Source organism: Bradyrhizobium sp. Ken64 (assembly GCF_055807555.1).
The window spans coordinates 444669-466231 of record NZ_JBVVPA010000003.1; the positions used below are offsets into that span (position 1 = coordinate 444669).

Genomic DNA, 21563 nt, shown 5'->3' on the forward strand with positions numbered 1-21563 from the left:
CCGGCTTCGGATGCAACAAACGACATTCCTCGGAATGGTTCTGTAGCGCCTCACGCAGAGAGCGGCCCATGGTCGTTAATTCGCGGGCTGTTTCCTACGTCCGTTGATTCATCTCAACAAAGTCCCCGGCGGACGCTGTTACTAAGTACTGGCCGATATCCCATCGCAAGCGGTGCGGCTTCAGAATCGGAGATGACTGATGGCCAATAAGGAAGTCGTGATCTGCTCACCCGTGCGTACAGCGATCGGCACGTATGGCGGCGCGCTGAAGGATCTACCTGCGGTCGATCTTGGTGCCGTGGCAATCCGTGCTACGCTTGAACGCGCGAAACTGTCTCCCGGCGATGTCGGCACTATCGTCATGGGCAACGTCATTCAGGCCGGCAACAAGATGAACCCAGCCCGGCAAGCGGCCATCAATGGCGGCGTTCCGGTTAGTGTTCCGGCGCTGACGGTCAACCGAGTCTGCGGTTCGGGTGCGCAGGCGATTGCGAGTGCTGCTCAGGAGGTGATGCTCGGATTCACAGACAGCGCGATTGCCGGCGGCATGGAGAACATGGACCGTGCCCCGTATCTCATGGGCTCCGGGCGCTGGGGCTATCGCATGGGTGACGCGAAGATATTCGATGCGATGCTGATGGATGGTCTTAATGACGCTTTCTCCGGTCAACATTCCGGATGGCATACGGAAGATCTCGCGGCCTCACATCAGATCACCCGCGAAGAGCAGGACCGTTGGGCCGAACGCTCACAGCGGCGCTTTTCTGCGGCACAGGCTGGTGGCAAATTTGCCGCGGAAATCGTGGCGGTCGAAATTGCCTCCCGCAAGGGTCCGACAAAGTTCGACAAGGACGAGCACAACCGGCCCGATACCACGATGGAAAGCCTCGGAAAGCTGAAGCCGGCGTTCCGTAAAGATGGCACCATTACAGCCGGCAACGCGCCCGGGCTCAACACCGGCGCGTCGGCGATGATCGTGGCCGATCGCGCTTGGGCCGACAAGAAGGGCCTGGCGCCGATGGCGCGCCTGGTCGCCTACGGAATCGGCGCCGTCGAACCAGGCATGTTCGGATTGGGGCCGGTTCCGGCGGTAAAGCAGGCACTCGAACGGGCCGGCTGGAAAAACTCGGACATCCAGCGCATCGAGATCAACGAGGCGTTCGCGGCGATCGCAATTGCGGTTGCGAAGGATCTGGGCCTCGAACCCAGCATCGTCAATGTGGAGGGCGGCGCGATCGCGCATGGTCATCCGATCGGTGCCTCCGGCGCGGTGCTTACCACTCGACTGCTGCATTCTATGAAACGCGATGGTGTCAAAAAGGGTATTGTCACTCTTTGCATCGGCGGCGGCCAGGGAATCGCGCTTGCGCTTGAATCGATGAATTGAGCGCGTCTTCGCGAAAAGAAGATATGAGCTGCCTGGGCGCGGCGGTCGTCCGGCATGCCGGAAGCGTTGAGCCGATGAATCATCTCGAACGCAGTGCTCATCGCGGCACCTGGACCAGGCGAAAATCCGTCGCATGACCGCGACAGCCCCAGGAGAACCTACGATGCCGCACTTTCGCGCGCTGACCGCCCCAACCCCGTATCTGTTTTTCACCGGAAAGGGCGGCGTCGGCAAAACCTCTCTTGCGTGCGCCACGGCCGTTGGCCTCGCCGACCGTGGACTGCGCGTTCTCATCGTCAGCACCGACCCTGCATCGAACCTCGACGAGATGCTCGCAGTCACTTTGACCGATCGCCCTACGCCGGTGCCAAACGTGACCGGACTCTCGGCGATGAATATCGATCCCGAGGCAGCTGCCGAAAACTATCGTAGCCGAGTCCTCGAACAGCTCGGACCCGAAGTTACCACCGGCGAGCGATCGACTGTGCGTGAGCAGCTCTCCGGCGCCTGCACCACCGAAATAGCCGCCTTTGACGAGTTCGTGGGACTGCTCGACGGCGATGTGGCTGGGTTCGATCGCATCATATTCGATACCGCTCCGACCGGTCACACGCTGCGGCTCCTTAGCCTGCCCAAGGCATGGACGGGCTTTCTCAAGGACAACGATCGGGGCGCGTCCTGCCTCGGCCCGCATTCAGGTCTGAAGATGCAGGAGGACCGCTTTCGAAAGGCGCTCCAGGCCCTGGGTGATGCCAGGCAGACCACCATCATTTTGGTCACCCGCGCCGATCGCGGCGCCGTCCGCGAGGCGGCGAGGACATCGGGCGAACTTGACGCGCTCAATCTCTCGAATCAGGCCCTCGTGGTGAACGGGCGCTTCCACGCCACGGACCCGACTGATGTCGTTGCGGTTGCCCTTGAGCGGGACCAGGACGAGGCGCTGGCCGCGATGCCGGCGTCGCTCGCGAAACTGCCACGAGACGAGATTCCTTTGCTTGGCTTCGACATCGTCGGCCTGACCGCTCTAAGGGCGCTCCTGTCGCCCACCAATCAGCCATCGGTTCTATCCAGCGAGTCAAACACAGAACCGGTCGACTTGCCGGGCCTGGACCGGTTGGTCGATGACATCGCGCAGGGCAAGCGTGGCCTCATCATGGTGATGGGCAAGGGCGGCGTCGGAAAGACGACGATTGCTGCCGCCATCGCGGTGGGATTGGCGAAGCGGGGTCACGCCGTCCATCTCAGCACGACCGATCCCGCAGCTCACGTCAGTTTCGTCGTCGATGGCGTGATGCCAGGTCTGACGGTCGACCGGATCGACCCCCGGGCCGAGACGGAGCGCTATATCGCGAAAATCATGGCGAATCGTGGCCGTGACCTCGACGCGCAGGGTAAGGCTCTTCTGCTGGAGGATCTTGCTTCGCCGTGTACTGAGGAGGTCGCTGTTTTCCATGCCTTCTCGCACGTCGTTGCGGAGGCCCGGAGCGCTTTCGTGGTGCTCGATACGGCACCGACGGGCCATACGCTGCTCCTGCTGGACGCCACCGGCGCCTATCACCGCCAGATGACGAGCCAACTTGCGACGAGCGGTCCGGGACGGATCGTTACCCCGCTGATGAGACTGCAGGACCCAACCCACACAAGGGTGATTCTGGTGACGCTGCCGGAGACGACGCCGGTTTCCGAGGCCGCCTCCCTTCAGGATGACTTGCGGCGTGCCGAAGTCGAACCATATGGCTGGGTCATCAATAAAAGCCTCACTGTCTCGGGGACGCGCGATCCCCTGTTGCGGCTTCGGCTCGCTGCGGAGCGGACGCAGATAGCTCGCGTTCAGAATGGGCTCGCAAAACGTGCCTTCATCGTCGACTGGCGAAGCAAACCGCCGGTCGGTGTCGAAGAGCTTCGAACCCTGTCATGAAGCTTGCTCGCGGGTGATGACCACCGCTTCGGCTTGAAGCCCCCAATGACAACAAAGCCGTGCGACTTCGAACCGGCTCCCGAAAGCCGGCACCACTGAAGACACGGCTCGCCTACGCCGTCCGCAACACCGGCGTCGGCGGCTGCGACGGCCGGATCAGCGCGAACGCCACCTGCACGATGCCGCCGGCCAGCCCCAGCGCGACGCCGATGCGCCAGGCCATCGTATAGGAGCCGAGCGCGTCGTAGAGCACCCCTCCCCCATACGCGCCGAGGAAGCTCCCGATCTGGTGGCTCATGAAGGCGAGGCCCTGGATCATCGCCTGCCAGCGCAGGCCGAACATCTCGGCGACCGCGCCCGCGACCAGCGGGCCGACACCCATCCACAAAAAGCCCATGATCGCGCCGAACAGCAGGGTCGAGGCCGGTGTGGCCGGCAGCGTAAAATACCAGGCCAGCGCGAGTGAGCGGAAGATGTAGATGCCGCCGAGCAGCGCGAGCTTGTTCCAGCGCTGGCCGGCCCAGCCGAAGAACAGCGAGCCCAGCACGTTGAAGCCGCCGATCATGCCGAGCGTCTGCGCGCTCAGCATCGGATCGAGGCCGCAGATCGCGAGATAGGACGGCAGGTGCGTCGTGAGGAACACGAGCTGCATGCCGCAGACGAGATAGGCGCAGGTCATCACCACGAAGGACGCGTTGCCGAATGCGGTCTTCGCCGCGATCATGGCCGTGGCATCGACGATCTCGTCAGTCGCGGGCTTCGGCAGCGGGACCGCGTCGACGCGTCCGGCATACCAGGCCGCGGGGATCATCAGCACCGACATCACCACGAAGCCGGCGAGCCCGACGCGCCAGCCAAATCCCTCGTTGAGCATCTGCCCGATCGGCGCCGACAGCAGTGCGCCGAGCGAGCCCGCGCCGGAGACGATGCCGAGCACGGTGGAACGCACCGTCGCGGGCACGGCGCGCGCCGCCACCGACATTGCGATCGCCGCCGCGGTGCAGGCCAGCGACGTCCCGATCAGCACACCGGCGCCGATCATGATGGCGACGAGACCGCTCGCGGTTGCCATCAGCACCAGGCCCGCGATGTACATGAAGGAGCCAGCGATCATGATCGGACGGAAGCCGTAGCGCGTGGTCATCGCGCCGGCGAGCGGCTGGAGAAAGCCCCAGGCGAGGTTTTGCACGGCCAGCGCCAGCGTGAAGTCGGAGATCGACAGATGGATGTCGTGGGTCAGCGGCTGCATGAAGATGCCGAGGCTCTGCCGCAGCCCCATGCTCAGCGTCAGCATGATCGAGGCGCCGATCAGGATGGGCAATGTCGGGCGCAGAACCTGCAACAGGGGCATTTTTGTCTCCCTTGGGGGCGCGAGCGCCGTAGTCTGCAATATCGGTTGATTTTGGTTACACAGACCTGTGTACTTAGGCTATGGTTGGCGTACACTGTCAAGCCAACAGGACATTCACCGCCGCATGGCTCCCCCGCCCGCCCCACAGACGATGAAAGAGCGGATCCTCGAGACCGCCGACAAGCTGTTCTATCTGCAGGGCATTCGCGCCATCGGCGTCGACACCATCGCGGCCGAGATCGGCATCTCCAAGCGCACGCTCTACAACCACTTCCCCTCCAAGGACGCGCTGATCGCGGCCTACCTGGAGCGCCGCTTCGTGCAGCCCCGCCCCTCCGACAAGCCCCCGGTCGAGCAGATCCTCGCCACCTTCGATTCGCTGGAGCGCCGCTTCGCCGCAAAAGACTTTCGCGGCTGCCCGTTCGTGAATGCGGTCGCCGAGCTTGGCCCGGCGGACCGCGCCGTGAAGAAGATCGCCATCGCCTTCAAGGAAAGCCGCCGCGTCTGGTTTCGCGACCGCCTGAACGAGCTTGGCGTGACGAACGCGGAGGCGCTCGCAACGCAGCTCGTGCTGCTGGTCGACGGCTCGATCGCGCAGGACCTCGTCCGCGACGACCCAGCCATGGCGCGTGCCGCGAAGGAAGCGGCGACGGTGTTGCTGCGGAATGCCGGGGTGGATGTAGGGGATGAGGCTGCGGTGAAGTCAGGCAAGCGGCCGGCCCGGCATCCCTGAAGCGCGGCAAGATCAGAACCCAACCCGCTCACCGCAAGAAGTCCGGGTAGGCCAGCACGCACTCCCACGTCCAAGCCCGTTGGCCGAGCTTCATTTCGATCTCTTGAAGTGAACGAGCCGGTATCCCTGAGGGAGTGGACTACTGAAAATTCCGAACGGAAGATTCGCCAAGTGGTTGCGGAATGAGTCTACCTATGCAGCATTGCTGGTTTCCCCAACGAGGAGTTTTCATGCGCGCCCTGATGATTGCAGTTATTGCTCTGGTAGCAACACCGGTATTCGCCCAAAAGAACACCGACCAAAAGGCGGATAAGTGCACCGTCGCGAAGTGTGTCGCCGAGGGTATCAAGAATGGCTATGCCCCGGACCATGCCAAGAAGTGGTGCGACGCGCATCCGGGTATTTGCACCAACACCCGGTAATCGAGCCGGACGAATGAAGGGCCGCCTCTGAGGCGGCCTATTTCATTGCCGCCGGAGACGCCCCTCTCCCTTGAAGCGAGTGGATTGAAAGGAACAATCGCCATTTCGGCGTCGTTGACCTTCTTTACACCGGAGAAGGTCATGAATCGAAAATCGCTTCTTCTTACAGCCGCACTGTCCTTCGCTGTTGCCGCTCCCGTCTTCGCACAAGGCGGCGGCGGAGGTGGTGGTGGCGGTGCCGGCGGAGGCGCAGGTGGCGCGGCCGCGAGCGGCGGCGGGTCCGGATCATCTGCCAGCTCAGGCGCAGGCACTGGCACGTCTGGCGCCGCCAATGGAGGCCCCTCGGCGCCATCCGGCATGGGCACAAACGGAACCTCGACCGGCGCTCACACGAACAACTCTCCAGTCAACCCGAACGTTCAGCCCCCGACGCCGAACGGGAATACCGCGAGCACACCGGCCGCACCGGGCAGCTCGGGCACGAGCGGCACCGCGTCCGGGTCGACACAGACGGGCACGCCAAACGGAAGCGACAGGTCCGGCATCACGGCAACCAACGGTGCCAACAGCGACAACAAGGGCCAGATGAGCCCCGCGGAACAAGCAAGAACGGGGATCAAGACGCTTCCACACGATCAAACTCCAGGAGCGGTCAGTGCGCCGGGCGTTGGCGTCGGTCATGCGGCGAACGGCTTGCCGATCGGCACACCCGGTTCGGGGACCAGCAACGTCGATCAGAAGTGACCCGGACTTTCTCCATCTCCACAGGGCCCGCTACGGCGGGCCTCTTTGTGACGTCCCGAAGAGGGCTGCGAGAGCGAAAAACGGGTAAACTTGGCATCAGGCGGCCCTGCCGATACACTGGTTTCTTTTTGGGGCGTGCCCATGATTAGATTTTCGTCGTTGCTGCTAATTTCATTCCCGATCATCTGCACCCCGGCCGCGGCTGACGAGATGAAGATCCAATTCACGTTTGGACCTCCGCGGCCCTGCACCACCGTCTTTCCAAATCCCGAAATCAAGTTGAAAAGTGTTCCGCCCGGCACGCGCACGATCGTCGTCAAGTTTCGCAGAGAGAAGAACTACGAGATGGGCGGCCAGGAGATCCCATTTCCCTCGGATAACATCGTGAAGCCGGAGAGCTTACGAACCTGGGGCCCCTGCAATTCCGGCCTGTACACTTACGAGATCATCGCAAAGTCCAGCACGGGCGCGGCCCTGGCCAAGGCAGAATGGTCGGAGCCGTATCCTCCCTGACTTGAAGGGTGGACGCCCGCTTGTTCGCCATGGCGTGCCGGATTCCTCGCCTGCGCGATGACAGCGAAGATCGTAGGATGTTCGGGATGCTAACAGCATGCTCCTGTTTTGCCCGACGAGTCAAACGGCATTGCCGTCTGCATCAGCCGTTTTGCAACCCGCGCAACCCATTGATTTAGCTAGCGTCGGCTACTGTGCATGGGGTTGTTTTCGCGCTTTTTTGCGCCGGCCTGCGCGAGCGGCCTCACGCCGCGTGCGACACCACGCGATTGCGGCCGTCGTGCTTGGCGCGATACAGCGCGGTGTCGGCGCGCTTGAGGACGTCGCCAACCGCCTCGCCCTTCTGCTCCAGCGTGGTCAGGCCGATCGAGATCGTGACCTCGATGCGCTTGGTGCCCTTGTGGATCGCAAAGGGCTCGCCGGCGATCGAGCGGCGCAGGCGCTCGGCGACCATGCCGGCGACGTGGAGGTCGGTCTCCGGCATCACGATGACGAATTCCTCGCCGCCGTAGCGGCAGGCAAGGTCGATGCCGCGGATCGACTTGCGCACCCGCACGGCGAATTCGCGCAGCACGTCGTCGCCGGCGTCGTGGCCGTAATTGTCGTTGATCGACTTGAAGTAGTCGATGTCCAGGATCATCAGCGCCAGCGGCTTGCCGCGGGTCGCGGCCTGCTCGGCCAGCGTCGCGAGATGGCTCTCCATGTAGCGGCGATTGTGCAGGCCGGTGAGCGCATCCGTGATCGCCATCTCGATCGAGTTCTGCACGTTGTCGCGCAGATGGTCGGTGTAACGGCGGCGGCGGATCTGGGTGCGGGCGCGCGCCAGCAGCTCGATCTTGTCGATCGGACGCAGCAGATAGTCGTTGACCCCGATCTCGAGCCCACGCAGCAGCCGCGTCGCGTTCTCGGGGTCGGCGATCGCCAGGATCGGCACATGCCGCGTGCGCTCCAGCGAGCGCGCCTGGCTGCACAGCCGAAGACCGTCGAAATTGTTGAGGTCGAGCGAGACGATCAGCAGATCGTAATTGCCCTCGGCGGCGTGGAACAGCGCCTCCGTCGGGTTCGGCTCGACGTCGATGGTGTGCTCGGCGGCGAGGATCGTCGCCAGCCGCTCATAGGAGGACTGGCGGTCGTCGACCAGCAGGATGCGGCCGCCCTTGCCGGTGTCGGAGATTGCACTGCGCTCAGGCGCCTGCATGCCGATCTCGAGCGAGGTGATGGCGCGCATGCGCAGCTCGTCGGTCATCATCTTCAGCCGGGTCAGCGAGCGCACGCGCGCGATCAGCACGACGTCGGAGACGGGTTTCGTCAGGAAATCGTCGGCGCCGGCTTCCAGCCCGCGGTTGCGGTCGGACGGGCTGTCGAGCGCGGTGACCATCACGACGGGAATGTGATGCGTGGCCGGATTGCTCTTGAGGCGGCGGCAGACCTCGAAACCGTCCATGTCCGGCATCATGACGTCGAGCAGGATGATGTCGCATTCGGCGCGGGCGCAGATCGCCAGCGCCTCGGTGCCGTTCGCGGCGGTCATCACGTCGAAATATTCGGCGGACAGGCGGGCTTCGAGCAGCTTGACGTTGGCAGGAACGTCGTCGACGACGAGGATACGCGCGGACACTGTGAACTCACTTCCTATCCGATGAAACGTCGGACCGTCTCAATGAATTTGCCGACCGAGATCGGCTTGGACAAATAGGCCTCGCAGCCGCCCTCGCGGATGCGCTCTTCGTCGCCCTTCATCGCGAACGCGGTGACGGCGACGACGGGAATATTGCGCAGCTCCGGATCGTCCTTGATCCAGCGCGTCACCTCCAGGCCCGAGACCTGCGGCAATTGGATATCCATCAGCACGAGGTCGGGCCGCATCTTGCGAACGAGGTCGAGCGCCTCGTAGCCGTTGCTGGTGCCGGTGGTCTGGTAGCCGTGCGCCTCCAACAGGTCGCGGAAGAGCTTCATGTTGAGCTCGTTGTCTTCCACGATCAGGACGGTCTTAGCCATCCCGCCCTCCTGATTGGTCCGCAGACCGATGCATGTGACGCCTCAGGCGCCGGTCGCCGGCGCTTCGAAAACTGGATTCAAACTAGCCTCGAATTCGCTTGAGTTTCGTTAAACCCGAGGGCCGACTTTCTGCGATGTGGTTTCCAGTTGCTTGTCGGGGGTCGCAAGACTTACGAACGAGACTCGGGCATGGTGGCCCAAAGTAGACACCGAAAGTTAACGGAAAGGCAAACCGGCCACGTGAAAAAGCCTGTTCACAACCCGCGCGAAGTCGCTGAAATCGTTGCGCTTCAGGCGCTGTCCTTCGTCGCGGGCGAACCGGAGCGGCTGGGCCTGTTCCTGGCCGAGACAGGGGTCGGCCCGGAGATGCTGCGCAAGGCCGCCTCGGACCCCAATTTCCTGCTCAGCGTGCTCGATTTCGTGATGCGCGACGACGCCACCGTGAAGGCCTTTGCCTCGTCCGCGGAACTGCATCCGACCAATGTTGCCGCAGCGCGGCAGGTTCTCGGCGACGCGCTCGGCGACCCCCATTGGGAGCGCGACGTGCCGTGACCTCCCTGGAGACGGCCGGGCCCCGCTGCTTCTGCCGGGATTGTTCGGCCGATCTGGATATGGGCGTGCGGCGCTGTTCCGCCTGCGGTTCCCCCCGCCTCGCCCGCCACCGCGCGCTCGCAAGCCTGACCATCGCCCATATCGACTGCGACGCCTTCTACGCGACCGTCGAGAAGCGCGACAATCCCGACATCGCCGACAAGCCCGTCATCATCGGCGGGGGCAAGCGCGGCGTGGTGTCGGCCGCCTGCTACATCGCGCGCACCTACGGCGTGCGCTCGGCCATGCCGATGTACAAGGCGCTGGAAGCCTGCCCGCATGCGGCCGTGATCCCGCCGGACATTGCGAAATATGTCCGGGTCGGGCGCGAGGTGCGCCAGGCCATGCAGGCGCTGACGCCACTGGTCGAGCCGCTCTCGATCGACGAGGCCTTCCTCGATCTCTCCGGCACCGAGCGGGTGCACGGCATGATCCCGGCCAAGGTGCTCGCGCGGTTCGCCCGCGACATCGAGCGCGACATCGGCATCAGCGTCTCGGTCGGCCTCTCCTGCAACAAGTTCCTGGCCAAGATCGCCTCCGACCTCGACAAGCCGCGCGGGTTTGCCGCGCTCGACCAGGAGGAAGCTCGTTCGATGCTGGCCGAGAAGCCGGTCGGTTTCATTTTCGGCGTTGGGCCCGCAACGCAGGAGCGTCTGGTGCAGCGCGGCTTCCGCATCATCGCCGACCTGCAGAAGGCCGACGAGATCGAGATGATGCGGCAGTTCCCGAGCGACGGCCGCAGGCTGTGGCGGCTCGCGCGCGGCATCGACGACCGCCGCGTCGAGCCTGATCGGGGCGCCAAGACGATTTCGAGCGAGACGACGTTCGAGACCAACATCCGCGACTTCGCGACGCTGGAGAAGATCCTGTGGCGGCTCTGCGAGAAGACGTCATCTCGCCTCAAGAGCAGCGAGCTTGCCGGCCTGACCGTCACGTTGAAGCTGAAGACCGCCGATTTCCGCCAACGCACCCGCTCGCAGTCGATCACGGCCCCGACGCAGCTTGCCGCAAAGATCTTCTCGATCTGCCGCGAGATGCTGGCGAAAGAGATCGACGGCACCGCCTTCCGCCTGATGGGCGCCGGCGTCAGCGCATTGCGCGAGGGTTCAGTCGCCGACGACACCGACATGCTCGACCGCCGCGCCGCCCATGCCGAGCGCGCGGTGGACAGCTTGCGCAAGAAATTCGGCAGCGCCGCAGTGATCCGCGGCATCGCATATGAGGGGCCGGAAAAGGCGCAGGAGTGATGACAGGCGAACGCGACCTCGACGCACTGCTGAGACACATGAAGCCGGAGATGCGGCCGGGCATCTTCGTATTCTGCACCATCCCGGCAGACCAGCCGATTCCCGCGGCGCTCAGCCCTTTGCTGACGTTCCGCGAGCAGGAAGGAACGACGCTGGTGATCCCGCGCGAAGAGGCCGAAACGGCGGGACTACGCTACGCATTTGCATCGTGCCTGATCACGCTGACGGTTCACTCCGCACTCGATGCGGTGGGCTTTCTGGCGGCGATCACGGCCCGTCTCGCCGCAGCCGGCATTAGCGCGAACGCCGTTTCGGCGTTCCACCACGATCATCTGTTTGTGCCGGCTGACAGGGCAGACAAAGCGATGGTTCTTCTGCAGGAGATGTCGCGCACGAGAGAGGTGTAGCCCGATGGAGCGCAGCGCAATCCGGGACAGTGCATCTGCGGACGCAGCTTCCCGGATTACGCTTTCGCTCCATCCGGGCTACGGGAAAGATCTCAATCCGCGACCGCCACCGCCTCGATCTCGATCATCCATTCTGGCGCGGCGAGCGCCGAGACGCCGACCAGTGTGCTCGCCGGCGGCTCCACCCCTTCGAAGAAGGCCGAGCGGGCCTTCCCGATGATCGGGCGCAACTCCGGCTTGTAGTTCACAACGAAGGTCGTGATCTTCACGATATTGGCGTAGCTCGCGCCGGCTGCTTTCAGCGCGTGCCCGAGATTCTGCATCACCTGCGTGGTTTGCGCGGCGATGTCGCCCTCACCGACGATCCGCCCTTCCTCGTCCACCGACACCTGACCGGAGATGTAGATCGTCCGCGCCCCCGTGGCGGTGACGACATGCGAATAGGCGGGATTGTGATGCAGGCCGCTGGGGCGGAGATGATCGAGCTTGGGCATGGTGAGCCTCCCGGTTGTTTGTGGTTGGGAGGGAGCGTAGCCGCAGAGCGCGCCAAGAGCTAGATGCGACGCGCAACACCTATTCACCGTCATCCTGAGGTGCGCGCCATGCGGCGCGAAGCGGCGCATGGGAAGCCTCGAAGGATGTACGGCCCCGCCGTTGCAGCCGGGCCGTCGCCCTTCGAGGGCCGCTGAAGAAGCGGCCACCTCAGGGTGACGGTGATGGTGGAGAGCGAGGCACCCAGCGGACCCCTCAATTGCAGGGCTTGCTGTCCTTCGCGTCGAACTTGCCCATCGCGCCGGAAATCACAAAATCGTTGTAATCGAGCACGAGCTGGCGCGAGACGCCGTTCTCGTAGAGCTCGAATGCCATCGCGTAGACCGGCGTCTGCTCGCCTTCCTTCTGCTGGGCCTCGCGGTCGAAATAGCTGACGGTGACGGGCCAGCGCTTGAGCGACTTCATGTGCTCATCGGATGTCGACGGATCGGGCGAACCTTCGCGCTCGGCCGGGATCGGCTGGCCGATCACGGTCAGCGTGTTGTAGACCTTCTGGCCATCGTCGGAGCCATCATAGACGGAGAGCTCGAGCAGCGACTTGCCGTCCTTCGCGGCGGCAATGATGCGCTGGATCTGTTCGGTCGGAAACACGATCTTGCCGTCGAGCGTAAAACTCTTCGGCGCCGGCAGCTTCAGCTTGACGTTGATGTGGTCGCCGTCGCGCTCGGCCGAGCCGTCGACCCGGCCGGCATCCGCCTCATTCATCCGCGTCTCGATCTTGAAGCGGTAGCTTTTGCCGCCGGCGTCCTCCCAGGAATTGGAGCGGAGGTCGCTGAGCGTGACCTTGCCCTCGCCGCTGTCGAGCTCGGAGACCTGGCGGAATTCGGAGGTGTAGCCCTCGCATGAACTTCCCGTGAAATTGTAGAGGATGCGGCCGCGCGCGCTGTTGATCGAATTGGAGCGCGATTTCACCAGGCTCAAATCATAGAGCGCCTGATGCGCGAGAAACGGACCGTTCGCGGCCAGCGCCCCGCCTCCGGGGCCGAGAGCGGCCGCCGCGAGCGCCGTCACACCGAGCGAAGTCCGGAAAAGGTGCAGCATGTCTGGTCCCTTGGGGAAAGCGCAGATTCGACATTTTAATGACCGTTCCATTGCGTCGCAACTGAGGTCGTTTCACGTAAAGTTGCGGCCCCTGGGTTGAACCTCCTGCCCTGCCTCAACAAATTGCCACCCCCGGCGGTTGCTTGCATGTGGCGGCACGATGGGCGAAACAGGGCCCGCCCGCGCTGCAAGGGATGCGCCCGGGCGGATGGATTTTTGGACAACGAGGTCGGACATGGCGGGCACGGTCGAGCAGAAGCTGGCGGAACAGGGCATCAAGCTGCACGAGGCCCCCACTCCCGTGGCCAATTACGTGCCGTTCGTGCGCACCGGCAATCTGCTGTTCGTCTCGGGCCAGGTTTGCTTCGATCCGGCCGGCAAGCTGATCGCCAAGGGCAAGCTCGGCGCTGGCGTGACCATCGAAGATGGCGCCGCGGCTGCCCGCGGCTGCGCCGTCAACCTGCTCGCCCAGGTCAAGGCGGCGCTCGGCGACCTCGACAAGGTCGTGCGTGTGGTGCGCCTCGGCGGGTTCATCAACTCGGCGCCGGACTTCTTGGACGGGCCGAAGGTCCTCAACGGCGCCTCCGACCTGATGGTCGCCGCCTTCGGTGACAAGGGCCGTCATGCCCGCACCACCGTCGGCGTCGCCTCCCTGCCCGCGGATGCGGCGGTCGAGGTCGAAGGCGTGTTCGAGGTCGCCTGAGGCGAATGCGCGCTCCTGATTGGCTGACAGCCCGCCCGGTCGCCCATCGCGGCCTGCACGACATTTCCCGTGGCATCGTCGAGAACATGCCGGGCGCGGTACAGGCCGCGATTGAGAGCAATTTCTCGATCGAGGTCGACATCCAGCTCTCCGCCGACGGCGAGGCCATGGTCCATCACGACCATGCGCTCGGCCGCCTCACCGAAGCCACCGGCCCGCTGGTCGACAAGACCGCCACTGAGCTGAAGGCGCTGACGTTCAAGGACACGGCCGAGCGGATGATGTCGCTCAGCGACCTCTGCGGCCTGGTCGCCGGCCGCGTGCCGCTGGTGATCGAAGTCAAGAGCCATTTTGATGGCGACCGCAAGCTGGTAAAGCGGATGGCCGAGGTGCTGGCGTCCTATGACGGCCCAGCCGTCGGCATGTCCTTCGACCCGGACCAGGTGCTGGCGCTGCGCGAGCTGCTGCCCTCCCGCCCGCGCGGCATCGTCGCGCAGCGGAGCTATCACGACGAATACTGGGCTTACCTGACCCAGCCGCAGCGCGACAGCATGCTGTACCTGCGCCACGGCTTCCAGACCCAGCCGCAGTTCGTCGCCTTCAGGGTCGACGACCTGCCCGCCCCTGCCCCCTGGATCGCCCGCAATGTGTTCGGCTGCGCCCTGCTCGGCTGGACCGTGCGCACGACCGAGCAGCGGGCGCGGGTCGCGCAACATGCGGATCAGATGATATTCGAGGGCTTCGTACCGCAGGCTTGATGTTCCCCACTCTTGAAGTCGCTGCTGCAATGCACGATCTTGGGCACGATGGCACCATCCGAAATCACCCTTGAGGCCGTACCTTCCATTGGCGAAGTATCGCCGGACGACTGGGACGCCTGCGCCAATCCCGGCAAGTCTTGTAACGGGCACAGCGAGGGAACCTCATCCGGGCTTCCAGGCGATTCCCTCGGCCTCTCAAAGCCTGCCTATAACCCCTTCGTCTCCCACGCGTTTTTATCGGCCGTTGAGAAATCGGGTTCGGCCACGATCCGCACCGGCTGGGGACCGAGGCATCTCGTGGCCAAGATCGACGGTCGCGTCGCCGGCGTCGTACCCTGCTATCTGAAATCGCACTCGCAAGGCGAATATGTCTTCGACCGCGGCTGGGCCGATGCCTATGAGCGCGCCGGCGGGCGGTACTATCCGAAGCTGCAGGTTTCGGTTCCCTTCACGCCGGCCACGGGACCGCGGCTGCTGGTCCGCGAGGGCGTTGACCGGGAGCGCATCACGGAGGCCCTGGCGAGCGGGCTGGTGGCGCTATGCGGAGTCAGCAAGGCTTCCTCGGTGCACGTCACTTTCGCCCTCGAGGCGGAATGGAAGCTGCTCGCCCAGCACGGCTTTCTCCAGCGCACCGACCAGCAGTTCCACTGGCACAACGAAGGCTTTGCGAGTTTCGACGATTTCCTGGCGACGCTGAACTCCCGCCACCGCAAATCGATCAAGCGCGAACGGCGCGATGCGCTGGCAGCCGGCGTCACGATCCACTGGCTTACAGGCAAAGACATAACGGAAGACGCATGGGATGCGTTTTTCATGTTCTACATGGAGACCGGCTCGCGCAAATGGGGCCGGCCCTATCTCACCCGCGAATTCTTTTCGCTGATCGGCGAGACCATGAGCGATGACGTGCTGCTGGTGATGGCACGCCGCAACGACCGCTGGATCGCGGGCGCGATCAACTTCATCGGCTCGGACACGCTGTTCGGCCGCAACTGGGGCGCGGTCGAGCATCATCCCTTCCTGCATTTCGAGGTCTGCTATTATCAGGCGATCGACTTCGCCATCAAACGCGGCCTGGGGAATGTCGAGGCCGGCGCGCAGGGCGAGCACAAGATCGCACGCGGCTACCTGCCCCGGACCACCCACTCGGCTCACTTCATCGCCGATCCGGGCTTGCGCCGCGCCATCGACGATTACCTCAAGCGCGAGCGCGCCTATGTCGCGGAAGCCGGACGGGAGCTGGCCGAGCTCGGCCCGTTCCGCAAAGGCGCCGACGAGGCGCCTTGACGGTCCCCCGCGGCTGGTGACAGTAAGCGCAAAGTTTCGAGGAGCCGCCGCCATGACCGCCTACGACCCCGACAACATCTTCGCAAAGATCCTGCGCGGCGAATTCTCCTGCCACAAGGTTTACGAGGATGAACACGTGCTCGCCTTCCTCGACATCATGCCGCGGGTACCTGGCCACACGCTGGTGATTCCAAAAGCCCCTGCCCGCAACATCCTCGACATCAAGCCTGATGACTACGCCCATGTCGCCCGCGGCGCGCACAAGATCGCAGCCGCAGCGATGACCGCGTTCAACGCCGACGGCATCACCGTGCAGCAGTTCAACGAGGCGGCCGGCGGACAGGTGGTGTTTCATCTCCACATGCACGTGATGCCGCGCCACGATGGCGTGGCGATGCTTCCGCCCGCCAGCCGCAAGGAAGACGTCAAGGTGCTGGAAGAGAACGCGACCAAGCTGATCGCAGCGCTGAAGGCGGGCTAGCTATCAGCCCTGTAGCCCGGATGGAGCGGAGCGCAATCCGGGACCTTCCCGCATTCCGCTTCGCTCCATGCGGGCTACGATCGCCGCCCCCTCACTCCGTCTGGAAATCTCCCGGCTGCGGCGCAGCCAGCGGCGTGAACTCGCAACGATCCGGCTTGATGTCGATCAGCGGCGTGTTGTCGAGGCAATCGAGCCCGCGCACCAGAATCGCGTTGCCCTCTATGCCGACCAGCTTCACGATCGACGTGCCGATCGGATTGGGGCGCACCGGTGAGCGCAGCGAAAACGTGCCGCGGGTCTTCTCGTTGTTCTTAGGGCTTTGCAAGATGATGTCACGGCGGGACTTGTCGAGCCAGTAGAGCACTTCGAGATTGCTGTAGAAATCGACGCCCTTGATCGCCGGCACAAACGGCTCGAAGACCTCGAGCCGACAAATCGGGCCGTCATGCCGTCCCTGGCGCGGGGTCTCCATCCGCGAGGTCCAGGGCGTGCGGATGCGGCCGATGAAGACGAGGCCGGCATCCTGCGTCGGCGGCAGCTCGATGGAGACTTCACCCTCGCGGAGCTGGTTTTCGCGAACCATATTTCCAATTCCCTGCTGTTCGCCGGCGGTTTTAGCCCAACCACCACTTGCCGGCCAGCATGAAGACTTCGCCCGCGACCACGCCAGCAAAGATCGAGCGGCGGGTCAGCAGGAAGACGACGAGGCCGGCGCCGACCGCACCGTAGCGCAAGGCATCCGGCACGCTCGCAAGCGCCCCGGGCGGCTCGACCACGATCTGGGCGATGACGCCGGCCAGGATCGCGGTGGCGACCGCCCGTACCCAGACCAGAAGCTCGGAGCCCTCGTCGATGCCGCCGCCGAACCACAGGCCGAGCATGCGCCATATCTGGTTGGGAACGACGCCGGCGACGAACAGCACCGCCAGCGCGTGCCAGTCGCCAATGAGCTGCGCAAAGCTCATGCGCGCACCTCCCGCCACCAATGCACACCATAGGCAATCGTGCCCGCTGCGAGGCCGCTGACGAGGATGTCGAGGCCGGAGTTCATCTTCGCGGCCACCGGATAAAACAGAACCCCGAGCCCGAGTGCGACGACATCGGCGACTTCGCGGCTGTTGCGTGCGGTCGAGAACAGGAACGACAGCGGCGTCAGCAACAGGATCGCCGCCCCAAGCGTCTGGGTCAGATTCGCGGCAAGGAAATAGCCGACCGTGTTGGCGGTGAGACACACCGAGACAAGACCGAAGCCAAGTCCGTTGACGAAGGCGATGCGGCGTTCACGTGGCACCTGCGGCAGGAAGCGATGGCATTCGACCCAAAGTGTCACCGCGGTGAGATGCGCCGCGAAAAACAACTCGCGCCGTTTCGTGGTCGGCGTCCGCATCAGCGGCAGCACCGAGACCACCATCGGAAACAGGCGGACGGCGCTGACCGTGACTGCGATCGCCGACTGGATGACGGTCGCGCCTGAGCCGAGCGTGGTGATCAGGATGATCTGCGCCGGCCCCGCCCAGACGAACAGCGTCGAGCAAAGCGCCCAGAGGAGGCTGAAATGTGTGTCGTGGGCGAGCGCGCCGATGCCGAGATAGGTCGCGAACAGGACGAGGGTGAGGATTGTCTGCGTGATCGAGCGCAGTCCCCACGCAAAGGCGCGCCAGGGACTTTGCCATTGAGGTGAATCGAGCGGAGGAAGCGCCACGGGAGTCTTGGCCGGTGAGGAATCGTGCCTGCATAACGGGCAATCCGGCGGCTGGCGTCAAGAAAGCGCGCGGCGGGGCTGGCATGCACGCGTGGCTGTCATTTCGCGGCGCGTGCCCTACCCGCTCACACCTCGGTTCTTCAGCACGAAGCACGCCCCGCCGGCCTTGCGGATGCGACCACAGAGTTCATCCGCCTCGCTCCGCGTATCGGCGCCGATCCGCACCTGATAGAAGGCGCGCGTGCCGCGGCTGCGCATCACTGAGCTGAGCAGGCTCGGATCACGTTCGCCGATCACGGCGCTCAGCCGCGTGACCGCGCGGGAATACATCGCCAGCGCCCGGTTGCGGTCGAAGCCGGCGGCGAGCTGCACGCCCCAGATCTTTGCAGCCGCGAGCTCCACATGCTGCACGAGCTCGGCGACGAAGGCATTTGGCGCCCGCTTCAAAAGCGCCATCAGATCGCGACAGCTCGTCGGCGGCGCGCTCGGCGGCCCCTTGCCGGCCGCGCCCGCCTTGGCCCAGGCATCGACGCTCGTGCCAGTGATGGCAAGAACGTAATTGCGGGTCTGCTCCGGCATGCCACCGGCGCCGGCGAGCCATTCCTGCACGCGGCGCGGCCCGGCATTGTAGGCGGCCGCCGCCAGGCCGAGATTGCCGAACTGATTGCGCAGCTCGTTCAGAAATTCCGCCGATTTCGGCAGCGCCTGCACCGGATTGAAGGGATTGAGCAGCCCTCGCTCGCTCGCGGTGCCCGGCATGAATTGCGCGATCCCTTGCGCGTGTTCGCCGCTGCGCGTCATGGGCCCCACCGCATCGGCCTGGAAGCGGCTCTCTTGCCAGATCACGCGGGCGAAGAACTCCAGCGGCAGATTGGCATCGCGCGCCGCGGCCTCGACGATCAGGCAGATCGATTCCCGCGTGTCGCTCTCCCGCGCGTCCGCGGGCTTCGCCGGCGGCGTCGCGAGCTCTTCGACGCTGGGGACAGCGACATCGGTCTTGGCGGGCGAACTGTCCCACGCCGCCGCCTGTGTCGCCGAGACAAGCAGCGCGGGGATGATGCGCATCGCCATCTGCACCCATCCTGTGCAGGCATGGCGGTGGCGCGCCTCGGCGCGGCATGCGACAGTGTGATCTGCCATGTTGTGGCATCGTGCCATGGTTCGACGAGTTGCCAATATATGCTGCCTGACCTGCTTCTCCCAATGCGTTACCCCGCCAAACGGATCCGCGCGATCCTTGTCTTCGCCGCACTCATCCTGAGCGTCGCGCCAGCCGCCGCGCAGGCGGCGTCTCAGATCGCATCCCAAGTCACTTGGCGGATGACCACGGAATACCCCGAGAATAATATCTCCGGGATTGGACTCGCGACTTTCGCCAGCCGCGTCTCCGACCGTACCCACGGTTTCGTAACCGTGACGAACACCTTCGACAACCAGCTCAAGATCAACTCGGGCGAGATGCCGCGCGCGGCGCTGGATGGCCGGATCGCGGGCGGCGATGCCTTCGCGGGCGCGCTCTCGGGCCTCGACCCTGTGCTCGGATTGTCTACCCTGCCCTTCCTGGTGCAATCGGTGGATCTCGCCCGCGCCGCCAATCTGCGGGCGCGCCCGCTCTATGAGAAGGTGCTCGCGGCACGCGGCCTCAAGCTGCTCTATGTGACGATCTGGCCGGCCACGGGCCTCTGGTCGGAGCGGCCGCTCGACGGTGCCGACGATTTGCCCAAACTGAACTTGCGAACCTACGATGCCAATTCCACCGAGGTCATGCGCGCGGCCGGCGCGAACGCGCAGTTCCTGCCGATGGACGCGGCGCTCGCCGGACTGAGGGAACACCGGCTGAATGCCTTCCTCACCTCCGGCGACGGCGGCGCGGGGCGCAAGCTGTGGGACTTCCTGCCGCATTTCACGGCCATCAACTATGCGATGCCGATCTCGATCGCCTTCATCCGCAGCGACGCCTTTGCCGAACTGTCCGAGCCGATGCAGCGCGAGGTGCTGGCCGCGGCGGCCGAGACAGAACAGAGCCAGCTCGCGCTATTGACCCACCGCACCAGCGAGAACTATGGGCGCATGCGGGACAATGGCGTCCATATCGCGGAGCCGGCGCCTGCGTTGCTTGTCGCGGAGCTGCGGAAGGCAGCAAAGGACGCGATCGCTGCCTGGGAAACCCGGGCAGGCGCGGAGGCGACCGCCATCGTCGAATGGGCGAAACAGCAATGAGGAAGCGGTAGCGGCAGCTGCGGTGAACGCTCCGCTGGTGTCGCTGCCTACCGCCCTAGTTCTTTACCAGAACAGGGATTTCGCCCGCGATGGCGCGGTCGAGGGCATCGATCAGCGCCTGGATCTCGATGAACTTGTTGCGCGCACGCTCGGCCGTGTCGCGCACAAAGGGAGCGGCCAGCACTTTCGCATGCGCGTCCCTGTCCTCGATCATGCGATCACGGGCCTTCTTCAGAGTTTCAAGTCGCTCGCTCATCCGGCCTCTCCTGAAAAATTGTCTCGATCTCTCGTCCGGGTTCGCCGATCAACGAGAAGGCGGCGAACGAGCAACCCTCAACAGCCGCGACAGATGTTCTTCAGCTTCGCTGCGGTTCTGGCCTCTTCCGCCACGAACGGGTCCTTGTAGGCAGCACGGGAACCATCGTTCTCCGCGGCAGCGGGCTTTTTTTCCTTCGGAGGAAACGCAGCATCGTAGCAGGCGAGACGTCCGCTCGTGCTTTCGATCGCCCGGCAGTCCGGCCCTGCCGCGGCAGCGCCTTGCGACCGTGTGCCAAGTAACAATGCGCCAAGCATCAATGCGACGAGAAGCGCTCTCCGGCGGATCCAGTCGACCAGACGAAACCGAGTCATGCACGCTCCTGCTCAGTCGGCGGGAGCGCTGGTGACCCTCAGTCACCGGTCGATGCCAATGGAAGGGCGGTGATGGCGCGACCCTACGCTTCCCTCCAGCGAATAGCGAGCTTTAAGGGTTACGCGGTATCAAGAAGGCGATTTTCGGCATGGCAATTGTTGCGCGTTGCCTTGGTCCGCGGCGTCGTTTAGGTCTGGCAATAGAGGCGGTATCAACACAGGCGCGGCAACATGGTGACGATCTATTTCGACCTCGACGGCACGCTGACCGACCCCAAGCCCGGGATCACACGCTCGATCCAGTACGCTCTCGAGCGGCTCAACCTCGGGGTGCCGAGCGAGGACGAGCTGACCTGGTGCATCGGGCCGCCGCTGCATGCCAGCCTGCAAAAGCTCACGGGCAGCGCGGAACTCGCCGACCGGGCGCTGCTGCTCTATCGCGAGCGTTTCAGCGATGTCGGCCTGTTCGAGAACGAAGCCTATGCCGGCATCGTGGACACGCTGACAACGCTTGCCGCGACCACACCGCGCATGTTCGTGGCGACCAGCAAGCCCGCGGTCTACGCCACCCGCATTGTCGAGCATTTTGGCCTGAAGCCGTATTTCGAGCGCGTGTTCGGTTCCGAGCTCGACGGCACGCGCGTCGACAAGCGTGACCTGCTGCGCTACGCGCTCCACGAAGCCAGGGTCGATCCCGCCAGCGCGATCATGATCGGCGACCGCAGCCATGATGTGGTCGGCGCCCGCACCAACGGCATGACCGCGATCGGCGTGCTCTATGGCTACGGCAGCGAGACCGAGCTGCGGGACGCCGGGGCGCATCACATCTGCGCCGCGCATCCCGAGCTGCTCGGCCATTGCGTGATTTAACTCTA

The 21563-nt window shown here is 64.4% G+C and carries 26 protein-coding genes; 14 read left to right on the plus strand and 12 right to left on the minus strand.

Annotated features, from left to right (window positions below):
* Window positions 1–199: 199 nt before the first annotated feature.
* Window positions 200–1387 (plus strand): thiolase family protein, encoded by a 1188-nt coding sequence (locus AC0L2F_RS07990; RefSeq protein ID WP_473248031.1) that lies wholly within the window; start codon window positions 200–202, stop codon window positions 1385–1387.
* A 163-nt stretch (window positions 1388–1550) separates the two neighbouring features.
* A complete protein-coding gene (gene arsA / locus AC0L2F_RS07995; RefSeq protein ID WP_473248032.1) occupies window positions 1551–3305 on the plus strand; it encodes an arsenical pump-driving ATPase in 1755 nt (584 codons plus the stop codon).
* Between the two features lie 112 nt (window positions 3306–3417).
* Here the strand turns inward: arsA and AC0L2F_RS08000 are convergent, their stop codons facing one another.
* Window positions 3418–4656: an MFS transporter gene (locus tag AC0L2F_RS08000; RefSeq protein ID WP_473248033.1), complete on the minus strand. Its 1239-nt coding sequence runs from the start codon at window positions 4654–4656 to the stop codon at window positions 3418–3420.
* Between the two features lie 124 nt (window positions 4657–4780).
* On the opposite strand from AC0L2F_RS08000, the gene AC0L2F_RS08005 reads away from it, so the two are divergent.
* Together AC0L2F_RS08005 and AC0L2F_RS08010 are read left to right on the plus strand one after the other, a co-directional pair.
* Window positions 4781–5389 carry a TetR/AcrR family transcriptional regulator gene (locus AC0L2F_RS08005; protein WP_473248034.1) on the plus strand — a complete coding sequence of 203 codons (609 nt, stop codon included), beginning with the start codon at window positions 4781–4783 and terminating at the stop codon, window positions 5387–5389.
* Window positions 5390–5619: 230 nt separating this feature from the next.
* Window positions 5620–5811 carry a hypothetical protein gene (locus AC0L2F_RS08010; protein ID WP_473248035.1) on the plus strand — a complete coding sequence of 64 codons (192 nt, stop codon included), beginning with the start codon at window positions 5620–5622 and terminating at the stop codon, window positions 5809–5811.
* A 419-nt stretch (window positions 5812–6230) separates the two neighbouring features.
* Here AC0L2F_RS08010 and AC0L2F_RS08015 read toward each other — a convergent pair whose 3' ends face one another.
* Window positions 6231–6431, minus strand: a complete 201-nt coding sequence (locus AC0L2F_RS08015) for a hypothetical protein (protein ID WP_473248036.1) — start codon at window positions 6429–6431, stop codon at window positions 6231–6233.
* Between the two features lie 403 nt (window positions 6432–6834).
* Between AC0L2F_RS08015 and AC0L2F_RS08020 the strand changes: the two genes are divergently transcribed.
* Window positions 6835–7068: a hypothetical protein gene (locus tag AC0L2F_RS08020; protein WP_245313367.1), complete on the plus strand. Its 234-nt coding sequence runs from the start codon at window positions 6835–6837 to the stop codon at window positions 7066–7068.
* A gap of 244 nt (window positions 7069–7312) precedes the next feature.
* On the opposite strand, the gene AC0L2F_RS08025 is transcribed toward AC0L2F_RS08020, so the two are convergent.
* Both AC0L2F_RS08025 and AC0L2F_RS08030 read right to left on the minus strand, forming a co-directional pair.
* Window positions 7313–8686, minus strand: a complete 1374-nt coding sequence (locus AC0L2F_RS08025; protein ID WP_473248037.1) for a PleD family two-component system response regulator — start codon at window positions 8684–8686, stop codon at window positions 7313–7315.
* Window positions 8687–8700: 14 nt separating this feature from the next.
* Window positions 8701–9066, minus strand: coding sequence for a response regulator (locus tag AC0L2F_RS08030; RefSeq protein ID WP_007611272.1), 366 nt, complete (start codon window positions 9064–9066; stop codon window positions 8701–8703).
* Between the two features lie 240 nt (window positions 9067–9306).
* On the opposite strand from AC0L2F_RS08030, the gene AC0L2F_RS08035 reads away from it, so the two are divergent.
* The 3 genes from AC0L2F_RS08035 to AC0L2F_RS08045 are packed head-to-tail and all read left to right on the plus strand — an operon-like array spanning window position 9307 to window position 11311.
* Complete coding sequence (locus AC0L2F_RS08035; RefSeq protein ID WP_473248038.1) at window positions 9307–9618, plus strand: DUF3572 domain-containing protein; 312 nt, start codon at window positions 9307–9309, stop codon at window positions 9616–9618.
* Window positions 9615–10904, plus strand: a complete 1290-nt coding sequence (locus AC0L2F_RS08040) for a DNA polymerase IV (RefSeq protein ID WP_007611274.1) — start codon at window positions 9615–9617, stop codon at window positions 10902–10904. The genes AC0L2F_RS08035 and AC0L2F_RS08040 overlap by 4 nt, the downstream gene beginning before the upstream one ends.
* The gene (locus tag AC0L2F_RS08045) at window positions 10904–11311 is read left to right on the plus strand and encodes an ACT domain-containing protein (RefSeq protein ID WP_473248039.1); all 408 of its coding nucleotides are present in this window, start codon (window positions 10904–10906) and stop codon (window positions 11309–11311) included. Before AC0L2F_RS08040 ends, AC0L2F_RS08045 begins: the two co-directional genes overlap by 1 nt.
* Window positions 11312–11403: 92 nt before the next feature.
* On the opposite strand, the gene AC0L2F_RS08050 is transcribed toward AC0L2F_RS08045, so the two are convergent.
* Both AC0L2F_RS08050 and AC0L2F_RS08055 read right to left on the minus strand, forming a co-directional pair.
* Window positions 11404–11805, minus strand: a complete 402-nt coding sequence (locus AC0L2F_RS08050; RefSeq protein ID WP_007611284.1) for a RidA family protein — start codon at window positions 11803–11805, stop codon at window positions 11404–11406.
* A 253-nt stretch (window positions 11806–12058) separates the two neighbouring features.
* Entirely contained in the window at window positions 12059–12904 is an 846-nt protein-coding gene (locus tag AC0L2F_RS08055; RefSeq protein ID WP_007611285.1) for a cell envelope integrity EipB family protein, read from the minus strand.
* A gap of 235 nt (window positions 12905–13139) precedes the next feature.
* Between AC0L2F_RS08055 and AC0L2F_RS08060 the strand changes: the two genes are divergently transcribed.
* Genes AC0L2F_RS08060 through AC0L2F_RS08075 form a run of 4 tightly spaced genes read left to right on the plus strand, consistent with a single transcriptional unit; the run spans window position 13140 to window position 16136 of the window.
* A complete protein-coding gene (locus AC0L2F_RS08060) occupies window positions 13140–13607 on the plus strand; it encodes a RidA family protein (protein WP_007611287.1) in 468 nt (155 codons plus the stop codon).
* Window positions 13608–13612: 5 nt separating this feature from the next.
* Complete coding sequence (locus AC0L2F_RS08065) at window positions 13613–14365, plus strand: glycerophosphodiester phosphodiesterase (protein WP_473248040.1); 753 nt, start codon at window positions 13613–13615, stop codon at window positions 14363–14365.
* A 48-nt stretch (window positions 14366–14413) separates the two neighbouring features.
* Window positions 14414–15655: a GNAT family N-acetyltransferase gene (locus tag AC0L2F_RS08070; RefSeq protein ID WP_473248041.1), complete on the plus strand. Its 1242-nt coding sequence runs from the start codon at window positions 14414–14416 to the stop codon at window positions 15653–15655.
* 52 nt (window positions 15656–15707) lie between these two features.
* Window positions 15708–16136, plus strand: a complete 429-nt coding sequence (locus AC0L2F_RS08075) for an HIT family protein (RefSeq protein WP_007611297.1) — start codon at window positions 15708–15710, stop codon at window positions 16134–16136.
* 91 nt (window positions 16137–16227) lie between these two features.
* Here AC0L2F_RS08075 and tsaA read toward each other — a convergent pair whose 3' ends face one another.
* The 4 genes from tsaA to AC0L2F_RS08095 all read right to left on the minus strand — a co-directional run bounded on the left by tsaA (window position 16228) and on the right by AC0L2F_RS08095 (window position 18909).
* Entirely contained in the window at window positions 16228–16719 is a 492-nt protein-coding gene (tsaA, locus tag AC0L2F_RS08080; RefSeq protein ID WP_007611298.1) for a tRNA (N6-threonylcarbamoyladenosine(37)-N6)-methyltransferase TrmO, read from the minus strand.
* Between the two features lie 31 nt (window positions 16720–16750).
* Window positions 16751–17101, minus strand: a complete 351-nt coding sequence (locus tag AC0L2F_RS08085) for an AzlD domain-containing protein (RefSeq protein WP_007603256.1) — start codon at window positions 17099–17101, stop codon at window positions 16751–16753.
* Entirely contained in the window at window positions 17098–17838 is a 741-nt protein-coding gene (locus AC0L2F_RS08090) for an AzlC family ABC transporter permease (RefSeq protein ID WP_473248042.1), read from the minus strand. Before AC0L2F_RS08090 ends, AC0L2F_RS08085 begins: the two co-directional genes overlap by 4 nt.
* Before the next feature lie 117 nt (window positions 17839–17955).
* Window positions 17956–18909, minus strand: a complete 954-nt coding sequence (locus AC0L2F_RS08095; protein WP_473248067.1) for a transglycosylase SLT domain-containing protein — start codon at window positions 18907–18909, stop codon at window positions 17956–17958.
* Between the two features lie 108 nt (window positions 18910–19017).
* Between AC0L2F_RS08095 and AC0L2F_RS08100 the strand changes: the two genes are divergently transcribed.
* A complete protein-coding gene (locus AC0L2F_RS08100; RefSeq protein ID WP_473248043.1) occupies window positions 19018–20058 on the plus strand; it encodes a TRAP transporter substrate-binding protein in 1041 nt (346 codons plus the stop codon).
* 55 nt (window positions 20059–20113) lie between these two features.
* On the opposite strand, the gene AC0L2F_RS08105 is transcribed toward AC0L2F_RS08100, so the two are convergent.
* Both AC0L2F_RS08105 and AC0L2F_RS08110 read right to left on the minus strand, forming a co-directional pair.
* On the minus strand, window positions 20114–20314 hold the full coding sequence (locus tag AC0L2F_RS08105) for a hypothetical protein (RefSeq protein ID WP_473248044.1): 201 nt from the start codon (window positions 20312–20314) through the stop codon (window positions 20114–20116).
* A 77-nt stretch (window positions 20315–20391) separates the two neighbouring features.
* A complete protein-coding gene (locus AC0L2F_RS08110; RefSeq protein WP_473248045.1) occupies window positions 20392–20688 on the minus strand; it encodes a hypothetical protein in 297 nt (98 codons plus the stop codon).
* A gap of 231 nt (window positions 20689–20919) precedes the next feature.
* Here AC0L2F_RS08110 and AC0L2F_RS08115 point away from each other — a divergent pair, with 231 nt between their 5' ends.
* On the plus strand, window positions 20920–21558 hold the full coding sequence (locus AC0L2F_RS08115) for an HAD family hydrolase (protein ID WP_473248046.1): 639 nt from the start codon (window positions 20920–20922) through the stop codon (window positions 21556–21558).
* Window positions 21559–21563 lie beyond the last annotated feature (5 nt).